The organism is Seleniivibrio woodruffii (genome assembly GCF_029267515.1).
Lineage (GTDB): Bacteria > Chrysiogenota > Deferribacteres > Deferribacterales > Geovibrionaceae > Seleniivibrio > Seleniivibrio woodruffii_A.
This window is the reverse complement of the sequence record NZ_JAJUIS010000005.1, coordinates 14,602-34,183: the sequence shown is the minus strand read 5'-3', so window position 1 is coordinate 34,183 and position 19,582 is coordinate 14,602. Positions and strand designations below refer to the sequence as shown.

Below are 19,582 nucleotides of genomic sequence, written 5' to 3'. Positions count from 1 at the left end.
TTTATTTTGACCAAAAACGTCTATAATGAAACGGAATAATAGTTATTTAGGAGGTGCCTATGTTTCTGATACTGAAAACAGGCAGCACTATGAAAGACTTCTGCGTACACTACGGGGATTTTGAAGACTGGATGATAAGGTATATGGAGATAATGCGTCAATACGTTAAGATTGTTGATGTTCAGAAAGAACCTCTGCCTGATAATTATGATTTCGACGGGATACTTGTCTCCGGCGCACACGAAATGGTTACTGATGGTCATGAATGGAGCGAAAACACAGCAAAATGGCTGCGCGGCGCTGTGGAAAAAGAAGTGCCTACCATCGGCGTATGCTACGGGCATCAGCTTCTTGCCCACGCTATGGGCGGAGTTGTGGGCAACCATCCCAAAGGTCCCGAAATCGGAACAGTTGACATCTCGCTTACTGACGAGGCGAAAAAAGACCCGATATTCAAATCAATGCCGAAAACGTTCAGCGTACATGTTTCCCACACTCAATCTGTTCTTACCCTTCCGGAGGGTGCTGTTCTTCTGGCTGAAAATGATTACGAGCCGCACCACGCATACCGACTCGGCAAAAATGCGTGGGGAGTGCAGTTCCATCCTGAGTATGATACCATTATCAGCAGAGAGTATGTTTTGTCCCAGAAAGACAAGATAATTAATTTAGAGTCAACTTTGTGCTCAATCGGTGAAACTACTGCTGCAAATACAATTTTAAGTAAATTTGTTGAGTATTGTTCCGATTAATACTGTATAATTAAGTAAATAAATTTTATCGTTGACGAAAAGAAAAAAAGTCTCATATTCGTAAATATACAATATTGGTCTCATTATTATTGAGGTGTGTTATGTTAAATAACGTCAAATTATCCCGTAAGCTCACATTCGGATTCGGAATCGTCTTGTTATTCCTTATTGTGATGGGAGTCATCAGCTATTCCAAAATAACGGGTATAGCTTCGCAGTCCAGAAAAATGGACACAATTTCAAACGTGCAGAATGCAATTTACGAGGCACGTCTTGCCAGATATATGTATTCAAGCTCAGGCGACGAAGCATATGTTCGAAAAGCCGAAGACAGTCTGAGCCTTGCATATAAGCTGATTGAAGACGCTTATACTGATTTTCCTGAAATGAAGGACGATCAGAATATTCAGAGTATTCTGAAGGCTGTCGGTGAATACAAAGCAAATTTTGAAAAATTTGTTGAAGCGGAAAAAACCAAGAAACAGCTTCTGAATGAGATGACCGAAGAGGCTTCGAAAGCTATGGATGCTGCGACTGCTGCAGGTGCCGACAACGTATATAAAAATCTCCTTTTGCTGCGTATTGAAGTTCTCAGATTCATGAACAGCAGAAACTCCGGCACAGAAGAAGTCTCAAAACAGTTTGTAAAGACACGGGCATCATCTGGAGATATTGCCGCTGTGGCAGGGCTGATTGAAAAATATAAGCAGGCTTTCGACAAGTGGGCTGTTGCTGTCAGCGAACAGAACAATCTTCAAAACGAACTGGCGAAGAGTGCAAGTGGTGCGCAGGATCTTACAATCGTTGTTGTTAACCATGAAAAAGAAACGATGGATTCCAGCATAACAGTTGCTGTGGCTGTTATAATTATATTCTCAATGGTGTCGCTTGCTTTGGGCATACTGATATCAATACTGATAACACGCTCACTTGTTGTTCCCATGAGTAAGGCAATGGATTTCGCCAGCAACCTTTCAAAAGGCGACTTCTCCAAACCCCTTGAGATAAAGCAGACAGATGAGATAGGACATCTTGCAGCCGCTCTGGAAGACATGAGGCTGAGACTGAAAGAGATTATAGAAGGAATAATAATGTCAGCAGGCTCACTTGCATCCGGCAGCACAGAGCTTGCAAGTACCACAGAGGAGCTTGCAAGTACATTCTCCGAGCAGTCGCAGCAGGTTTCTTCAGTTGCGTCAGCCGTTGAAGAGATAAGCACCTCATCAGCCCTCGTTATGCAGTCTATACATGAAGTTTCAGATAAATCAGCTTCCGCGAAAAATCTTACTGCGGAAGGACAGAGACATATCGAATCTGCCAACGTCGTTATGGACGACATACGCAGAAACGTTACGGAGCTGAGCACGACAGTTGCCGGTCTTGCGAAATCATCCGAGGACATCGGCAGTATACTGCTGGTTATAAACGATATTGCCGATCAGACAAACCTTCTGGCGCTGAATGCAGCTATTGAAGCAGCAAGAGCAGGCGACCACGGACGCGGTTTCGCAGTTGTTGCCGACGAAGTACGCAAGCTGGCGGAACGCACCCAGCAGTCCACAGAGGAGATACGCAACATCATTTCCCAGTTCATTAAGGAAACCGCCAGAACCAATACTGAAATGATAGAGGCAGGCAAAAAGGTACAGAATGGTGCCGAAAAGCTCAATGCTGTCGATCAGATATTCGAAAAGATAGTGGATTCCGTAAATGAGATTTCGAACTCAAGCGCTATGATAACAACTGCGGTCAGCGAACAGTCGCAGGCTATAACCAATATAAACGATAACGCGCAGGTTATCTCCAGCGGACTTGAGCAGAGCACGGCAGCCATTACGCAGGTTTCCCATACCGTTGCCGACCTGCAGAAGCAGGCGGATGATCAGATGGACGGGACACGGGTATTCAAGATATAACAGATAAATAAAATGAGAACCACGATTCGCCCGCAGTGACAGTTGCATCCGTCATTGCGAGGAACAAAGTGACGCGGCAATCTCATCAATGTAAACTTTTGCAAACAAAAAAGGCGGTTCGCTTGAACCGCCTTTATTATTTAAAGTACCTGACTTAAAAACAGTTTCAGCCTGTCGCTCTTGGGGCTGTTGAACACCTCGGAGGGCGTTCCCTCCTCAACCTTCAGACCGTCGTCCATAAATATGACCTTGTCCGCCATTTCACGGGCGAAGCCCATTTCGTGAGTAACAACCACCATCGTCATACCCTCTTTTGCAAGGGTCTTCATAACGTCCAGAACCTCACCTATCATCTCCGGGTCAAGTGCCGATGTAGGTTCATCGAAAAGCATTACCTTTGGGCGCATTGCAAGTGCGCGCGCAATTGCCACCCTCTGCTGCTGTCCGCCTGAAAGCTGGCTGGGATAGCAGTCGCGTTTGTCGGATAGACCGACTTTTTTCAGAAGTTCGGTTGCTATGTTTTCAGCTTCTTCCTTTTTCAGCTTTTTAACCTTGATGGGGGCAAGGGTGATATTCTGCAGAACCGTTTTGTGGGGAAACAGGTTGAACGCCTGAAACACCATGCCCACGTTTTCGCGCAGATGGTTGATATTCGTTTTCGGATGGGTGAGCGACTGTCCGTCGATGGCTATTTCACCCTCCTGCACCTCTTCCAGAAGGTTCAGCGTGCGAAGCATCGTGGATTTGCCGGAACCGGATGGTCCGATGATAACAAGAACCTCGCTCTTTGCTACGTCCAGAGAAACACCTTTCAGCGCCTTCACTCCGTTGGGATATATTTTAACTACGTTTTCCGCTTTAATCATGTTACAGCCTCCTTACCTGTCCTGCGCAGCCATTCTCTTTTCCAGAAGCTGGACAAGGAACGACAGACCGGATGTCAGAATGAGATAGAGCGCAGCAACCGTGAACCAGACTTCGAACGGGCTGAATGTTGAGGCGACAACCTCTCTTCCTGCCTTCGTAAGGTCTGTGATAGATATAACGGAAACCAGCGATGAATCTTTGATAAGAGATATAAACTGACCTGCCATGGGGGGGAGGGTACGTTTGAACGCCTGCGGCAGGATAACCAGCGCCATTGCCTGTGTATAGCTCATACCAAGGCTTCGTGCCGCCTCCATCTGTCCTCGTGAGATGGACTGTATGCCCGCGCGGACGATTTCAGCAATGTATGCCCCCGTGAAAACCGACAGAGCGGCTATTCCCGCCGTAACCCTGTCAAGGTTAAGGATTGTTCCTATAAAGAAATAGAAGATAAAAATCTGCACCAGAAGAGGGGTGCCTCTGATGAGTTCAATGTATATGACGGAAAGTTTTTTAAAGAACGGATTGCCGGACACCCTTGCAAGACCTGTAAGGATACCGAGCAGTATTGCAAAAATTATTGAAAAGAACGAAATATAAAGAGTGGTAAACAGGCCCACCACAAGCGGGCCTGCTTCCGTTGTACTTGTTTCAGCAATGGTGCTTCCTTTCGTGACAGTGTCGCCGTTTTTAACGGTGATTCCTTCAAGGTTGTCAAAGCTGGCCGCGTCTCCCCTTCCGGAGGGTACGATGCTGAGTTTCGAACCTTCTATCGTCACAGTTCCGTCAACAGGTGCGGCAGTGGTCTGAGTTTCCGTATAGAAAATATACTTAGGAAGTCTCTCCCAACGCCAAGTATAATCGATTTTAACGGATGCTCCGTAAATTCCGAATCCGACAAGGAATAGGAAAACAGCAAGCAGTCCGTTCCAGATTAGGTTTTTAGTTTTCGCTGTCACTTGAAAGCACTCCTGAGTTTAAATTACTGGATATCAGCCAGCCAGTCTGTGGTGCCGAACCACTTGTCGTAAGCTGCCTGATATCTGCCATCGCCTTTGATCTGAGCAAGGTAATTGTTCAGGAAGTTAACAAAGTCGGGGTCGCCTTTGCGGACAGCCCAAGCCAGAGGCTCGAATGTGAAAGGCTGGTCAAGGAAAACGAGTTTGTCTTTGTTCTGAGCGAAGAAAATAGCGTTGTAGGGAAGGTCATAAACGAAAGCGTCTGCTTTGCCGTTAAGAACTTCCATGGCGCCTTCCTGCTCTGTTTCATAAAGTTTGATGTTCGCTTTGCCCATAAACTTTTTTGAAGCGTAGTCAGCAGTTACGCCGAGTTTTGTCGCAATGTTGTATTTGGGGTCGTCAAGGTCTTTGTAAGACTTAACTTTGCCTTCAAGGTCTTTTCTGATGAAGATTGTCTGTCCTACAACGATGTAGGGGTCGCAGAAGTTAACCTGAAGGTTTCTCTGGGGTGTGATTGTCATACCGGACATAATGATGTCGAATTTGTCTGTGAGCAGAGCGGGGATGATACCGTCCCATGCAGTGTTGACAAGTTCGAGCTTAACGCCCATGTCTTCAGCCATCATTTTTGCGATGTCAACGTCGAAACCTACGATGTCGCCGCTTTTGCTTTTCAGTTCGAAGGGCATGTAGCCTGCTTCAAGACCGACCCTGAGAACTTTGTTCTTCAGAATTTTGTTGAGAGTGGACTGCTCCCAGATACCTGACGATGCGCCGCCTTCAGCGGGAGCGGCAGTTGCTGCAGCGTCTTTCTTTTCGGAACCGCAACCGGCAACCAGCAGAGCCAGCATAAGCACGGCAGCGTAAAACACTGATACGATGAATTTCTTCATATATGCCTCCTTAGCAAGATTTACCTTCTTCAAGCACTTCTTTAATTATCATTTTCTTTTTATGAATGGGGCAGAGGGGGATTTCCTCTTTAGGGATGTAGACTATCTGGGTATGGTCGCAGAGTGGACACTTGACTTCCACGGTGGTAACCTTTTCTTTTTCCGCCATTCCTGCCTCCTTATTGTAGCTCTAAACTTCAATTATACAGAAAAAACCGCTAAAAAATAAAGCGAAAATGTTTAAAACTGACCTGTTCTGCTTATAAAAGCGCCAGAAGCCTTTCTGTGTCGGACTCGTCCGCTGTGTATGGGCAGACAAACCTGCAAAGGTTTTCCGTTTTGTCCCATACATAAAAAAGGTATTTTTCAGACAGTCTTTTTATCTGTTCATCTGAAAGATGTGCGAAAACCGCATTTCCGTCCACCGGATATTTAATTGTGATGCCTTTGTCTGTGAAGCCCTCTGCAAGTCTGCCGGCAACAGTGTTTGCACGGTGGGCGTTTTCAAGCCATATGCTCTCACGCAGGTATGGGATGAACTGCGCGGAGACGTAGCGCATTTTTGAAAAAAGCTGTCCGTACTGTTTCCTGACGTATTTTGCGCTTTCAGCGAGTTTTGGGTTCAGAAAAAGAACTGCTTCTCCCATCATCAGTCCGTTCTTTGTGCCGCCGAAGCTGACGATATCCGCCCCTTCGCAGACCTGATTAAGACTAAGTGACATTCCTGCCGCTGCGTTGGCGATTCTTGAACCGTCTATGTGTAGTATAAGGTTATTTTCCTTTGTGAAATCAGATAATGCTTTGAGCTCTTCTGTTGAGTATGCTGCGCCGGTTTCCGTGGTCTGGCTGATGGAAACGACCTTCGGCTGGCTCTGGTGTTCGAAACCGATGTGTGCCAGACAGGGTTTCAGCATCTCCGGCGTCAGCTTGCCGTCCGGTGTTTTTATGGGTACCAGCTTGCTTCCGGTGAACCGCTCTACTGCGCCGCATTCGTCGCAGGCGATATGTGCGGTTTCCGCGCAGAGAATGGACTGGTATGTCGAAAGAGCGCTCGCAAGAGAAATTACGTTTGCGCCTGTGCCTGTAAGCACGGGGAAATAGAGTGTATGTTCGCCGAACTCTCTTTTAAAGAGTTCGTCCGCTTCGTCTGTCCATTTGTCGCTGCCGTATGATTTTGCATATCCAATACCGGCTTCAGCCACTGCCTGCACAATTCTATGGTCGGCGGGCGCTGTGTTGTCGCTCAGAAATAAAATATCCATGTTTATAATGCCTGTGTTTTGTTTTAAAAGAGGTATAATAGCATTAACGGTTAATATTGGCAACGGATTAGTTTGGTCATAAAAAGACTATATTTGTCAGCATCTTGTGCTGTGCTGTTTTGGCTTTACAACTATATGAAAAACCTTTAAACTTGATTGTTTGAATTAATATTTCGGAGGGTTTTTATATGGAAGAAAGCAAGCTGAAAACCGTTATTATCGGTGTGCAGATGCTGTTCGTCGCTTTCGGAGCGCTGGTTCTTGTACCACTGCTGACAGGTATGGATCCGTCGCTTGCACTTTTCACGGCAGGCGCAGGAACACTGATTTATCAGGTTGTTACAAAACGGATGGTTCCCGTTTTTCTGGCAAGTTCTTTCGCGTTTATTGCTCCAATCCAGTTCGGTATCAAACAGTTCGGCATAGGCGCCACACTCGGCGGTCTTGCAAGCGCAGGACTTGTTTATATCATTTTTGCAATCATAGTTAAAGCGGGCGGGGTTGAGATAATCGACAGATACATTCCCGCCGTGGTTACAGGTCCCGTTATCATGGTTATAGGTCTTAACCTTGCTCCGGTTGCTGTAAACATGGCAAAGAGCTTCGACGGTTCAGGCAATTATGACGGGAAAGCTATGATAATCGCAATGATATCCCTTGCAACCGCAATCATAACGGTTATGTTTGGAAAAAAACTCCTCAGTCTTATTCCAATACTTATGGGTGTTATTGTCGGTTACATTGTTTCGCTTGCAGCCGGCGTTGTGAATTTTCAGCCCATAAAAGACGCTGCATGGTTTTCCATTCCGTGGGTTGAGGCTGTTAAACACGGCACATACGCGTTTCCCGTTTTCGATATCGCGGCAATACTTTATATTATGCCTGTAGCTATAGCCCCGGTTATTGAGCACGTTGGCGGTATCCTCGCCATTTCTAACGTTGCAGGGAAAAACTTCATAAAAGAACCCGGACTGCACAGAAGCCTTATCGGCGACGGTCTTGCAACCTCATTTGCCAGCCTTTGCGGCGGTCCTCCCAATACCACTTATGCCGAAGTTACGGGCGCAGTGGCTCTTACGAAAGCATACAGAGTGGTTTATATGACCATCGCCGCATGTACGGCCATTATCCTTGCGTTTGTGGGCAAGCTGGGCGCAGTGCTTAAAACCATCCCTGTTCCAGTTATGGGCGGTATCATGATACTCCTTTTCGGCATGATTGCCGCAATAGGTATCGGAACAATAGTCCGTGAACGCCTTGATATGTCCAAAGCACGCAACCTTATCATAGTTTCAGTCGTTCTTGTTGTCGGAATCGGAAACATGAGTATAACTTTCGGTTCCGTGACGCTTGGCGGCATCGGTCTTTCCGGTATCGTGGGCATTCTGCTCAATCTTGTAATTCCGAGGGATAAATAATGAACTACCCTAATTTTCAGGTTATCAGCCACCCGCTCATCGAGCATAAACTTACCTTCATACGCGATCTGACCACCCCAAAAAAAGGCTTTAAGGAGCTTGTGGATGAGGTTGCCATGCTTATGGCGTATGAGATAACAAAGGATTTTCCTCTGGAAGAGGTGGAAATCGAAACTCCAATATGCAAAACCAAAACCAAGATAGTTTCAGGCAAAAAGGTTGTTCTTGTGCCTATCCTGCGCGCAGGTCTCGGCATGGTTGACGGAATATTAAAGCTCATCCCTTCCGCACGGGTCGGGCATATCGGTCTTTACAGGGATCATGAAACGCTCCAGCCTGTTTCTTACTATTTCAAAATACCGCCCCAGAGCGAGGACAGAGATTTTATACTTATCGATCCGATGCTTGCCACAGGCGGTTCGGCTATTGCCGCCGTTACGAAGCTGAAAGAGGCGGGTGTTAAAAACATCAAGTTTATGTGCCTGATAGCAGCACCGGAAGGTGTTAAGGCGTTCTGTGAGGCGTATCCTGACGTTAAGGTGTTTGCCGCAGGGCTTGACGAGCGGCTCAATGAAAACGGATACATCGTACCCGGGCTTGGGGACGCTGGCGACAGGCTGTTCGGAACGAAATAACTTTATTGGCGGTTATATGCGTCGCATTACGGCGTCAGACCCTTTTCGGAACTGCTCACATACACCTTTAGTATGCTCGCAGCCCGCTCAAAAGGTCTTTCTTGTTCTGCTCGCATCTAACCGCCAAATTTTAATACATCGTCCCTGCGAGGGGCACTAGCCGAAGGCTGAATGAGTCCGCTTTTAATTAATTGTCGAATAAAGCCCGCGGCAGTCTCAATTCGCCACGGAACTTCTTCCGTCCTTGGAGAAATTCCGCCAACGCTCCGCTCGGCAGAAGCCTCACTCCGCTTACGCAAGCGGGTTTCATCCTGAAACCATTCTCGTACCTGAGAGGGCGTAGCCCGCGGCAGTCTCTCTTATAAACCTAAAAATCTTCCTTCGCTGTATATCAGCTTTCCGTCTGCATATGCCTTTCCGTCCTGCATGGACTTTATCATATCCCAGTGGATGCCGGATTTGTTCTTTCCGCCTGCTTCGGGATAGCTTGCGCCCACAGCCATGTGGATTGTGCGTCCTATCTTTTCGTCAAACAGAATGTTCTTCGTGGGTTTATCTATGTTGTCGTTAAGACCGAAAGCACATTCACCGATAAATCTTGAGCCTTCATCTGTCTCCAGAACGCTTTGCAGGAAGTCATTGCCCTTCTCGGCGGATGCCTCAACAATGCGTCCCTTCTCAATTTTAAGCAGGATACCGCCAGCTTCCACACCCATGTATGATGTGGGCAGGTCAAAGTAAATCTGACCGTTCACGCCGTCCTCAACGGGGCTTGTGAAAACCTCACCGTCGGGCATGTTGTGGTGACCGTTACAGTTTATCCATTTGCGTCCCTCGACGTTATATGTAAGGTCGGTCTTTTCGCCGACGATGCGCAGTTCTTTTGTGCCTGTGAGGATATCCACAACTTTTTTCTGGAACTCGTCCACCTTGCGCCATGCCGCAACTGGATCCGATTCGTTCAGCTTGCAAGCGTTGTAGACAAACTCAGTGTATTCGTCCAGCGACATTTCAGCGTCCTGCGCCATTGCCTGCGATGGGTAGGGGCAGAGCGACCAGCGGAATTCACCTTTCTGCTCACGTTCCATGAGAACGTCGCGTACCTGGCGCATTGTTTTGCTGGCAAGTGCTATCTTCGATTTATCCGCTCTTGTAAGCTGTTTTGTGTTGCTTGTGCTGTCGATGTAAACCTGCGCGGTGATATTGTGTGCGTCTGCCATGATGCTTGGAGCTATGAACTCAAGCTGTTTGTTGTTGGCATGGCTGTAAAATGCCGCCTGCTGCTCAGCAATCGCCATGCGCAGAACAGGGTGCGCGCCCATTTGTAACGCCTTCACCATAAGTGCTTTAACCAGAGGCTCCGATACCGTTTCGGCGCGGATAAGAAATATGTCATCCTCTTTCAGATTGAGGGAATATTCGCATATAAGGTCTGCCATCTTTTTTTCTAACTGCATATGATTCTCCGTAATAAGATTGATTAAGTATTTATATAATAATTTTTATCAGGTATGCAAGACAAGAAAAAGGCGGGTGCTGAACCCCGCCTCTTTGTTATAGTTTATAAACTTTGCATTGAGCCTGCATCGTGCAGGCTTGTTTTCACAGTCTACTTTTTCAGGTTATAGAACCCCTTGAGTCCCTTAAACGTAGCCTGCCACATATAACCAGCGAAAATTTCCCTTCCTGAGAAATTTTCGTCAACGGCTTGGGCAGGCAAAGCCCGCCCAGCCTCACATTTCACTTCGTTCCATGAGCCTGCATCGTGCAGGCTTGTTTTCGCAGTCTACTTCTTGAGGTTATAGAACCCTTTGAGTCCCTTAAACGTAGCCTGTCACATATAACCAGCGAAAATTTCCCTTCCTGAGAAATTTTCGTCAACGGCTTGGGCAGGCAAAGCCCGCCCAGCCTCACATTTCACTTCGTTCCATGAGCCTGCATCGTGCAGGCTTGTTTTCACAGTCTACTTTTTCAGGTTATAGAACCCCTTGAGTCCCTTAAACGTAGCCTGCTCAAACAGTTCCTCTTCGATGCGGAGGAGCTGGTTGTATTTGGCGATTCTGTCTGTACGGCAGAGTGAGCCGGTTTTGATTTGTCCGGCGTTAACGGCAACCGCGAGGTCAGCAATTGTTGTGTCTTCGGATTCGCCTGAACGGTGAGAGATAACACATGTGTATCCTGCCTCACGCGCTGTCTGGATAGCGTCCAGAGTCTCTGTCAGTGTGCCTATCTGGTTCAGTTTGACGAGTATTGAGTTTGCGATGCCTTTTTCGATGCCCATTTTCAGCTTTTCAGTGTTTGTAACGAACAGGTCGTCGCCCACAAGCTGAATTTTCTTGCCCAGAGCTTCTGTCAGCAGTTTCCAGCCGTCCCAGTCGTTCTCGTCAAGACCGTCTTCAATGGAGATGATGGGGTATTTGTCCACAAGGTATGTATAATATGCAACCATTTCCGCAGCCGTTTTTTCGGGTTTAGCCTCGGCAGCAAGAACGTAGCATTTTTTCTCTTTGTTGTAAAATTCGCTGGAAGCCGCGTCCAGAGCGATGAAGATATCTTTTCCGGGTTCGTATCCGGCTTTTTTGATAGCGTCGATGATAACTTCGATAGCCTCTTCGTTTGAACCGAGGTTGGGAGCGAAACCGCCCTCGTCGCCCACTGCTGTATTAAGACCTTTGTCTTTCAGAACTTTCTTGAGAGTATGGAAAACTTCCGCACCCATGCGCAGAGCTTCTTTAAAGTTTTCAGCGCCGAGGGGCATTATCATGAACTCCTGAATGTCCACGTTGTTGTCTGCGTGGGAGCCGCCGTTGATGATGTTCATCATGGGGGCGGGGAGGGTGTTTGCAAATGTGCCGCCTATGTATTTGTAAAGGGGAAGACCGCAAGATTCGGCTGCTGCCTTTGCACATGCCAGCGATACGCCGAGGATGGCGTTTGCGCCGAGATTGCCTTTATTTTTTGTTCCGTCCAGCCCGATGAGTATCTCGTCGATCATCTTTTGTTCGGTAACGTCGATACCTTCAAGTTCGGGGGCGATTATCTCGTTTACGTTCTGAACCGCCTTTTGAACGCCTTTGCCCATATATCTGCTTTTGTCGCCGTCGCGAAGTTCCACCGCTTCGTATTCGCCTGTTGATGCTCCGGAGGGAACTATGGCACGTCCGAGAACGCCGCCGCTTGTTACAACGTCAACTTCGATAGTGGGATTTCCTCTGGAATCAAGCACTTCTCTGGCAAAAACATCAATGATATCGGTCATAAAAAGTCTCCTTAGAATGTATTTGATTTTTCTATAAGTTTATGGGGAATGAACTATGTGTCACCCTATGTTCAACCATAAATTATAGGCACAAAGTAAGAAAAATAACAACATCAAATCAGATTCGTCCTATAGTTTGCGTGTTTCTCCATGAAAAAACCGTTTATATGACCTTGACTTTGCATCGCGCTAAAACTATTATTTTTCAAAACTACGGAGCATCAGCCAATGTACGCTATTCCGAATCTTCTCTTTGCCGACAGGCAGGGCAATATATATGATCACCCGCATCTTAAAATGACTGTAAGGAGCGAGAACTATAATTTCGTTCCTTATGAGGTGGAGCTTATTGAGCTGCCGCCATGTTCAAGACTTTATTTTGTTCCGAACACCCATCCGGTAGCATATAACCCGCTGACAGCGGGCATGGAGACCTTCACAGGCGGCTATGCGGTGAGCGCGTTCCTCGATCCCGGATTTCTCCGACTGTTTCTGCCCGCATATGTAAAAAACACGGAAGAGGTGCTCCCTCTTTACGCATACACAGCCGTTGGCTGGCTGAACGACAAGTTCGTTGTTCCCGCCATAAAAGTTGACGACGACAGCAAATGGAACCCCGCAAACTTCGACTATACCGACGCTTTCAAACCCACCGTTGACAGGATGCTTGAAAAGTATCCGGACAACAGGCTTTACGGTCAGCTTTCCACCTGCGCGTTGGAATACCACTGCACGGCGGCGAAGAACGCCTTTATAGGCAGATGGGAATGCCCCCTGCCCACAGCGCCCACCTGCAACAGCAGGTGCATGGGCTGTATTTCAAAGCAGGATGACAAGCGTATAACCGCACCGCAGGACAGGATAAAATTCGTACCCACACCGGAGGAGATAGCTCAGGTAGCTCTTAACCACTATGAGGTGGCTGAGGAACCAATCGTCAGCTTCGGACAGGGTTGTGAGGGTGACCCAATAACCGTTGCGGACACCATCGCAAAGGCTATAAAAATCATCAAGGCGCAGGCACCGGAACTCACGGTGAATTTCAACTCGAACTGCTCCAGTCCTGAAAAAATGAAGATGATTTTCGACGCTGGTGTAGATAGTATTAGGGTCAGCCTTAATTCAGTGGTACAATCAACATATGACGCATATTACAATCCTGTGGGCTATACACTTGACGACGTTCTGAAAAGCATTGAACTTGCCAACAGATACAACGTGTATACCTCGCTGAACTTCCTCACTATGCCCGGTATAAACGACAGGGAGAGCGAGGCGAACACACTGATAGATTTTCTGGATGCGTACAGGATAGACCTTATCCAACTGCGCAACCTGAACATTGATCCGGATTTCCTTTTCGCCGGAATGAAATTCAAAAAAGAGGAGATTTTAGGACTTAAAAATCTTCTGAAACTGATAAAAAAGAAACATAAAAATATGAAATTCGGCTATTTCAACAGGACCCGCGAGAACTTTCAGAAGGACTTCGGGCTGCCGGATCTGAAAAGGAGGACTAAATGAAGAAGGTTTTAGTTATTGTATTTACACTTCTCTGCGCGACGGCATTTGCAGGTGATTTTAAGCTGATGCCAGGTCTTTCGCAGGATGATTTCAGCGACCTTATGAAAGATATCAGCCTTGCTGCAACACCAACGCCTAACAGCCCTGCGGAACCTCTCGGTAGTCTTGGCTTTGACATTGCACTCGAATCTCAGCTTACAAACATTGATGAAGACTCCGCTAAATGGAAGAACGCATGGGACAACGGCGACCCCGACAGCGCTATATGGGCGAACAGAGTACATATCCAAAAGGGGCTGCCATTTGGAGTTGACCTTGGCGCGAGCATCACGAAAGGCGCGAATATAGACTTCACTGCTGTAACCCTTGAAGCGAAGTACGCACTCCTTGAGGGTTCAGTCCTGACTCCCGCAGTCAGTGTTAAAGCCGCCTATACAAAAGTTCTCGATCTGGAAGATGTTGACCTCCAGTCCGGTCTTGTGGGAATATACATCAGCAAGGGCTTTCTCATCCTGACACCCTATGCCGGTGTTGAGGACGTTTATACAATGGCAAGCGAAGATTCCGACAACGTTGACCTTGACGACGAAAACGTTAATGCTGTCAGAGGTATGGTCGGTCTTCAGGTCTGCCCCTTCCCCTTCATTGTGCTTAACATTGAAGCCGCAAGAGGTGGTGATGTCAACCAATACGGGCTTAAAGCAGCCATCAGGTTCTAAATGAAAAATTACTTTTACGATTACATAGTTCTTGGCAGCGGCGTTGCCGGACTCCGTGCGGCGATTGAACTTGCCGAATACGGCAGCGTTGCAGTTGTTACAAAATGTTTTCTGGGGGAAAGCTCCTCCGAGTATGCACAGGGCGGCGTCGCAGTCGCCCTTTCCGATGACGACGATATTACTCTGCACATTGAAGATACTTTGCGTGCAGGAGATGGGCTTTGCGATCTTAAAGCCGTTTCGACGCTGGTTGAGGAAGGACCCAAATATATCAAACAGCTTATCTCTTGGGGTGCGAAGTTCGACATGCACGGAGGCGTTCTGGAATTCTCACGGGAGGCGGCGCACAGCGTCAACCGTATCATCCACGCTAAAGGCGACGCTACCGGACATGAGATTGTGCGCACTCTGAAAGAATATTCCAAAAATTTCAGCAATATAGAAAAAGTTGAATATACCTATGCCATTGATTTTATCAAAGATGCACCTGACAGCGTATGCGGTGTTTTTGCTCTGGACGAGAAAACGGGCGAGTTCAAATGCTACTACGCCAAGGCTGTCATAGTCGCCACAGGCGGCGCGGGCAGACTTTTCAGACGCACCACAAACCCCGCTGTCGTTACAGGCGACGGAATGGCCATGGCTTTCCGCGCGGGTGCTGATATGCGCGATATGGAATTTTATCAGTTCCACCCCACAGGACTCTCCGTTAAGGGCGCGCCTGCGTTCCTTTTAAGCGAGGCTATGAGAGGCGAGGGCGGCATTCTGCGCAACGTAAATATGGAGCGCTTTGCAACTAAGTATCACCCCGATGGCGAACTTGCGCCAAGAGATGTTGTCAGCCGCGCTATTTTCTTCGAGATGAAGCAGACAGATGCAGATCATGTCTTCCTCGATCTGACACATCTTGAAAAAGACTTTGTGCGCAACAGATTCCCGAAAATTTACACTACATGTCTGGAATATAACATAGACATCACGGTTAATCCCATACCCGTAAGCCCCGCCGCCCACTATTATATGGGCGGAATATACACCGACGAGTTCGGACGCAGCAGTCTTAAAGGACTTTATGCGTGCGGCGAAGCGGCTTGCAACGGCGTTCACGGCGCAAACAGACTCGCCAGCAACTCCCTTCTCGAAGGCGTGGTATACGGCGGAAGAAGCGCAGACGCGGCCGCTGCTGACAACAAAGACCGGGTTGTTAAAGCCGTGGATATGCCTCAGTTTGAAACCGTCAGCGAAGAGCAGGGCGAAGGCATGGTTGGCGAGATTCAGGAGAGTATGTGGGATGGCGTGAGCGTTTCACGCAATGCCGCAGGGCTTGCCATTGCGAAAGAATATCTGAGCGGGCACCTTACCAAATACAAAAACTATGTACCCAGAGACAGAACCACAGCCGAGATACGCAATATGCTGACAGTCGGTCTGCTCATGGCGACCGCTGCAGACGAACGCAAAGGCAGCAGAGGTGGACACTACAGAGACGACTATCCCGACAGGATATCCGACAACTGGCACATCTATTTCCATAATGCCGAATTTAATCCCGTTAAAAAGTAAGAACAAACCATTAATTACAGCGGATGGCTCTATATCCCTCTATAGTATGGACTATAACGAGGGGTATAGAGCCAAAAGCGTGGGCGCGTTCACCGAAAGCCTGCACAAATTCTATACCGCCAGCGGCATAGAGCAGCTTCTGCAGGTGCAGGACGTGCGCCTTTTGGATATTTGCCTCGGAGGCGGCAGCAACCTTGCCGTTACCCTTGACCGCCTTCTGTCCGTTGAACACCGCCACAGACTCCATATCGTCACTGTGGAGCGACAATCATCGCTCTTTGATACAATCAGACAGAACAGATTTATGTGGCCGTACAGAGGCTATGAGCTTCTGAGAAGGCTTATCAGTGATGGGCAGGCGGAGAATGTGCGGCTTGATATCGCCATCGGCGACGCGCGGAATATAATACGCGACATGCCGCTGAAATTTGACGTGGTTTACTTTGACCCGTTCGGCAAACGGAAAAATCCTGAAATGTGGACGGAGGCTGTTTTCAGAGACGTTTATCGGCTTTGCACGGACATTGGCAGGGCGGCTACCTACTCTTCCGGCAGGGAGATAAGGGAGGACTTTGTGCGTGCGGGTTTCCGGTATACGGTGACGCCTAAGCCGGAGGGCGCTTTTCAGGAGGGTACGGTTTTTTATAAGGTCTGACCGTGCTTTATGTTCTGACAAAAATAAAGAAAATTTGAAATAAGATGTTGACAACAGGTTTGTGATAAGTTATAAAAGCTACCTCACGCGGGTATAGCTCAGTTGGTAGAGCGCGACCTTGCCAAGGTTGAGGTCACCGGTTCGAGTCCGGCTACCCGCTTTTTCATAAGAGACCGGTTCGATTTACCGGTCTTTTTTTTCCTTTTAAGGCGACGTGGCCGAGTGGTTAGGCATCGGACTGCAAATCCGCGTACCCCAGTTCGATTCTGGGCGTCGCCTTTCATAAACATCAATAAGTTACAAGACTTAGAAGATCTCTATTTCAACTTTTCTAACCTTTTTTCTAACCAGTATTCAATTAAACTATGCAAGCTTCGGAAAACTCTTTCATCATCATTTCAATGTCACACATTTTTGAATGCCTAATTTCTAAGAAAGGATCTGTGAGTCCATACGGCGATAAAATATAATCATCACCAAGAATACAATCAGGAAGGATCACATCAAACGAGTGATATTCTGCACTACCAAATAAACCAAGAATTTCAAAATTATTTATGCTTATGTTCTCTATATGACCATTATAATATTTCATTGTAGGAGAACTATAGACTGTCTTAATTTCATGAAGAACAACATCATACATCTCAGTCAGACTTATATTTGATTGTTGAAAGTAATCTGAAACTAAATCTACAATATCTTTATAAGTCACTCTTTTTTCAGCTTTTGATGCTATAACCCTCACTAAAAAATTAAATAGTGCCCCTCTATCCTTATATGTAAATGCTTTTTTATAATGTTCTCTATATACTTGTGCAACATCGGTAACGTTGAGTTTATCAAAAAAGTCATTAGGAAAATTTAATACAAATCGTCCTAAGACAGCACATATTTTATAAGTTTCGAATGCATCCGTTAAATTAAAATAATTGGCCGTATAATGTGCAGACACACTATATGTCGTTAATTCTGGTGATAATAATATTTTTTCTATCTCTTTTTTATATAGCTTTGCTTCAATAAGTTGTTCATCTGGAGTCAAAAGAGATTTAAGTTTTAACTCTGTAAAAGAGATTTCTTGAGCAACTGCAGACATCTCCAATATAGATGCAAGAGAAAAAGGTTGTCTTGCAATATTTCCAGCTGTGTTATTAAAATTTATAAAAAAAATAGGATGCTCTGATATTTGACCATGCACATCATAAAGCCGACCAACTGTCTCTTTCATTCCCCAGACATTATCTTTAATACTTTTTTGCTGGACTGTTGAATAATACTTAGGAAAATGTATCAGCTCAATTTTGTTTATAAATTTCTTTATATCATGAAACTCTTTTTCTTTCAAAAGTCCTTTTTGTATTCTCAAAAGGTTTTCACTCATACTATATATTTCTCCCAAAAGTCTAACTCCCCAATAAGTTGAAGTATGGTCAAGCCAATGTGATGCTTCATGATAGTAAAGAGTATAAATATTTTTTTCCGCTTCAAATTTATTATAATTATTTGCTGCATTATTTAGAAGTATCACATCTTTTTGTTCTATGGAATTAAGCATGATTGTTTGAGAATAGAAATTATAGTATGCCAATGCTTTAGTGTTTGGAAATATCATCTTATTTGGTTTAAACAACTTATTATCATAACCTACTTTACCTGAAATTTTGTTACCTATATAATGTTTTGACATGGTCGCTCCTTTTACTCCATCATCCTTATCACGAACTTATAATATTATACACATAAATCAAATATGCGTCATTTTTTTAGTTTGATTAATTATGCCATTGGATATAAAAAGTACATTATGACAGAAAACATCAACATCGAATATAAAGCCAGCTGGGATGATAAATACCTGAAGCAACTGTGTAGTTTTGCCAATGCTCAAGGCGGCACTATGTTCATAGGTATTAATGACGACGGCGACATCATCGGTGTCGATAATTATGCAAAGCTGATGGAAGACCTGCCAAACAAGATTCAAAGCAAGCTCGGCATATTTGCGGAAGTTGAATTGCTTGAATCTGATAACAAGCATTATATAAAAATACTGGTTTCTCCGTCCAACATGGCGATCTCTCTTAGCGGTCAGTATTACCAAAGAACAGGTAGTACCACAAAAGAGCTTACAGGCAATTCCTTGACTGAATTCCTTCTTAAGAAATCAGGCATTACATGGGGAGATGTTATCGAAGAGAACGCCACATTCGATGACATCGATAATGAAAGCGTTGCTTTGTATCTCAAAGATGCAGAACGTTCAAAAAGAATTCCCGATGCTGGCAAGCTCACAACTGAAGAGCTTTTTTCACAACTGAATCTGCTTAAAGACGGCAAATTGAAGCGAGCCGCAATTATGCTTTTTGGCAAGAATCCTGAAAGTTTTTATACGCATTCCCATGTCAAAATCGGGCGTTTTGTTGGTAATGAAGTATCCCCAAGATTCCATGAAATCATCGAAGGTAACATTATTACTCTTCAACAAAAAGTGTTTGAGATTATAGAGACCAAATTCATTGTAAAAAATATATCCTATGAAGGAGTACACCGCATCGAAACCCCTGAATTCCCCTTCCCTGCTCTTCGTGAAGCAATTCTAAACGCTTTGATACACAGAGACTACATGGGCAACATGACACAAATTCGTATTTATGACGATAAATTACAAATTTGGAATGACGGCAAACTTGTTGAAGGACTCACTATAGAATCACTCAAACTGAGCCACCCTTCCAGACCAAGAAACAGGCTGATAGCCGATGCTTGCCTTAAGGCTGGCTATATCGAAGCATGGGGAACAGGGATCCCCAGAATCATTGATGCATGTAAAGAAGCTGGTTTGCCTGAACCGGAAATTATTGAGGCTTTCGGCGGCTTTCAGATAACTATATTCAAAGATCAACTTAACGAGCAGTCACTAAAAGACAAAGGATTAAATCAAAGACAAATCACAGCTATGCTGTATCTAAAAACTAATGGGCAATTAACCAACTCTGTTTATCGCTCATTACATGAAGTATCCCCCAGCACAGCACTAAGAGACTTGGAAGAGCTTGTGAATAAAGGCTTTATCACTAGAAGTGGAGACAAAAAGAACTCCATATACAGGCTCATTTAGTCATTTTTGACGGATAGGTGACGGATATGATGGATAAAT

17 protein-coding genes and 2 tRNA genes are annotated in these 19,582 nt (G+C 45.8%); 11 read left to right on the top strand and 8 right to left on the bottom strand.

What is annotated here, in order from left to right; all coding sequences use genetic code 11:
• Window positions 1–59: 59 nt before the first annotated feature.
• Entirely contained in the window at window positions 60–752 is a 693-nt protein-coding gene (locus Q7P67_RS06675; RefSeq protein WP_303851173.1) for a glutamine amidotransferase, read from the top strand.
• A 101-nt stretch (window positions 753–853) separates the two neighbouring features.
• Window positions 854–2,668, top strand: a complete 1,815-nt coding sequence (locus tag Q7P67_RS06670; RefSeq protein ID WP_303851172.1) for a methyl-accepting chemotaxis protein — start codon at window positions 854–856, stop codon at window positions 2,666–2,668.
• A gap of 140 nt (window positions 2,669–2,808) precedes the next feature.
• On the opposite strand, the gene Q7P67_RS06665 is transcribed toward Q7P67_RS06670, so the two are convergent.
• From Q7P67_RS06665 to Q7P67_RS06645, 5 genes are all read right to left on the bottom strand, one after another.
• Window positions 2,809–3,534 (bottom strand): amino acid ABC transporter ATP-binding protein, encoded by a 726-nt coding sequence (locus tag Q7P67_RS06665; protein WP_303851171.1) that lies wholly within the window; start codon window positions 3,532–3,534, stop codon window positions 2,809–2,811.
• Between the two features lie 12 nt (window positions 3,535–3,546).
• Window positions 3,547–4,494, bottom strand: a complete 948-nt coding sequence (locus Q7P67_RS06660; RefSeq protein WP_303851170.1) for an amino acid ABC transporter permease — start codon at window positions 4,492–4,494, stop codon at window positions 3,547–3,549.
• Window positions 4,495–4,517: 23 nt separating this feature from the next.
• Window positions 4,518–5,387 (bottom strand): transporter substrate-binding domain-containing protein, encoded by an 870-nt coding sequence (locus Q7P67_RS06655; RefSeq protein ID WP_303851169.1) that lies wholly within the window; start codon window positions 5,385–5,387, stop codon window positions 4,518–4,520.
• 10 nt (window positions 5,388–5,397) lie between these two features.
• On the bottom strand, window positions 5,398–5,556 hold the full coding sequence (locus tag Q7P67_RS06650) for a hypothetical protein (protein WP_295223772.1): 159 nt from the start codon (window positions 5,554–5,556) through the stop codon (window positions 5,398–5,400).
• Between the two features lie 91 nt (window positions 5,557–5,647).
• Window positions 5,648–6,649 carry a low specificity L-threonine aldolase gene (locus Q7P67_RS06645; RefSeq protein ID WP_303851168.1) on the bottom strand — a complete coding sequence of 334 codons (1,002 nt, stop codon included), beginning with the start codon at window positions 6,647–6,649 and terminating at the stop codon, window positions 5,648–5,650.
• 188 nt (window positions 6,650–6,837) lie between these two features.
• On the opposite strand from Q7P67_RS06645, the gene Q7P67_RS06640 reads away from it, so the two are divergent.
• Window positions 6,838–8,067 carry a uracil-xanthine permease family protein gene (locus tag Q7P67_RS06640; RefSeq protein ID WP_303851167.1) on the top strand — a complete coding sequence of 410 codons (1,230 nt, stop codon included), beginning with the start codon at window positions 6,838–6,840 and terminating at the stop codon, window positions 8,065–8,067.
• Window positions 8,067–8,702 (top strand): uracil phosphoribosyltransferase, encoded by a 636-nt coding sequence (gene upp, locus Q7P67_RS06635; protein ID WP_303851166.1) that lies wholly within the window; start codon window positions 8,067–8,069, stop codon window positions 8,700–8,702. Before Q7P67_RS06640 ends, upp begins: the two co-directional genes overlap by 1 nt.
• A 359-nt stretch (window positions 8,703–9,061) precedes the next feature.
• Here upp and Q7P67_RS06630 read toward each other — a convergent pair whose 3' ends face one another.
• Together Q7P67_RS06630 and eno are read right to left on the bottom strand one after the other, a co-directional pair.
• The gene (locus Q7P67_RS06630) at window positions 9,062–10,159 is read right to left on the bottom strand and encodes an aminopeptidase (protein ID WP_303851165.1); all 1,098 of its coding nucleotides are present in this window, start codon (window positions 10,157–10,159) and stop codon (window positions 9,062–9,064) included.
• A 506-nt stretch (window positions 10,160–10,665) separates the two neighbouring features.
• Entirely contained in the window at window positions 10,666–11,961 is a 1,296-nt protein-coding gene (gene eno, locus Q7P67_RS06625) for a phosphopyruvate hydratase (protein WP_303851164.1), read from the bottom strand.
• A gap of 228 nt (window positions 11,962–12,189) precedes the next feature.
• Here eno and Q7P67_RS06620 point away from each other — a divergent pair, with 228 nt between their 5' ends.
• The 6 genes from Q7P67_RS06620 (at window position 12,190) to Q7P67_RS06595 (ending at window position 16,701) form a co-directional block, all read left to right on the top strand.
• The gene (locus Q7P67_RS06620) at window positions 12,190–13,485 is read left to right on the top strand and encodes a radical SAM protein (RefSeq protein ID WP_303851162.1); all 1,296 of its coding nucleotides are present in this window, start codon (window positions 12,190–12,192) and stop codon (window positions 13,483–13,485) included.
• The gene (locus Q7P67_RS06615; RefSeq protein WP_303851161.1) at window positions 13,482–14,204 is read left to right on the top strand and encodes a hypothetical protein; all 723 of its coding nucleotides are present in this window, start codon (window positions 13,482–13,484) and stop codon (window positions 14,202–14,204) included. The genes Q7P67_RS06620 and Q7P67_RS06615 overlap by 4 nt, the downstream gene beginning before the upstream one ends.
• A complete protein-coding gene (gene nadB / locus Q7P67_RS06610; RefSeq protein WP_303851160.1) occupies window positions 14,205–15,767 on the top strand; it encodes an L-aspartate oxidase in 1,563 nt (520 codons plus the stop codon).
• Between the two features lie 46 nt (window positions 15,768–15,813).
• Window positions 15,814–16,422, top strand: a complete 609-nt coding sequence (locus Q7P67_RS06605) for an MnmC family methyltransferase (protein ID WP_303851159.1) — start codon at window positions 15,814–15,816, stop codon at window positions 16,420–16,422.
• Between the two features lie 87 nt (window positions 16,423–16,509).
• Window positions 16,510–16,582: transfer RNA gene (locus tag Q7P67_RS06600), tRNA-Gly, on the top strand.
• Window positions 16,583–16,630: 48 nt separating this feature from the next.
• Window positions 16,631–16,701: transfer RNA gene (locus Q7P67_RS06595), tRNA-Cys, on the top strand.
• A gap of 79 nt (window positions 16,702–16,780) precedes the next feature.
• Here the strand turns inward: Q7P67_RS06595 and Q7P67_RS06590 are convergent.
• Window positions 16,781–18,112, bottom strand: a complete 1,332-nt coding sequence (locus Q7P67_RS06590; RefSeq protein ID WP_303851158.1) for a hypothetical protein — start codon at window positions 18,110–18,112, stop codon at window positions 16,781–16,783.
• A 63-nt stretch (window positions 18,113–18,175) separates the two neighbouring features.
• On the opposite strand from Q7P67_RS06590, the gene Q7P67_RS06585 reads away from it, so the two are divergent.
• Window positions 18,176–19,543: an ATP-binding protein gene (locus Q7P67_RS06585; protein ID WP_303851157.1), complete on the top strand. Its 1,368-nt coding sequence runs from the start codon at window positions 18,176–18,178 to the stop codon at window positions 19,541–19,543.
• The last annotated feature ends 39 nt before the right edge of the window (window positions 19,544–19,582 follow it).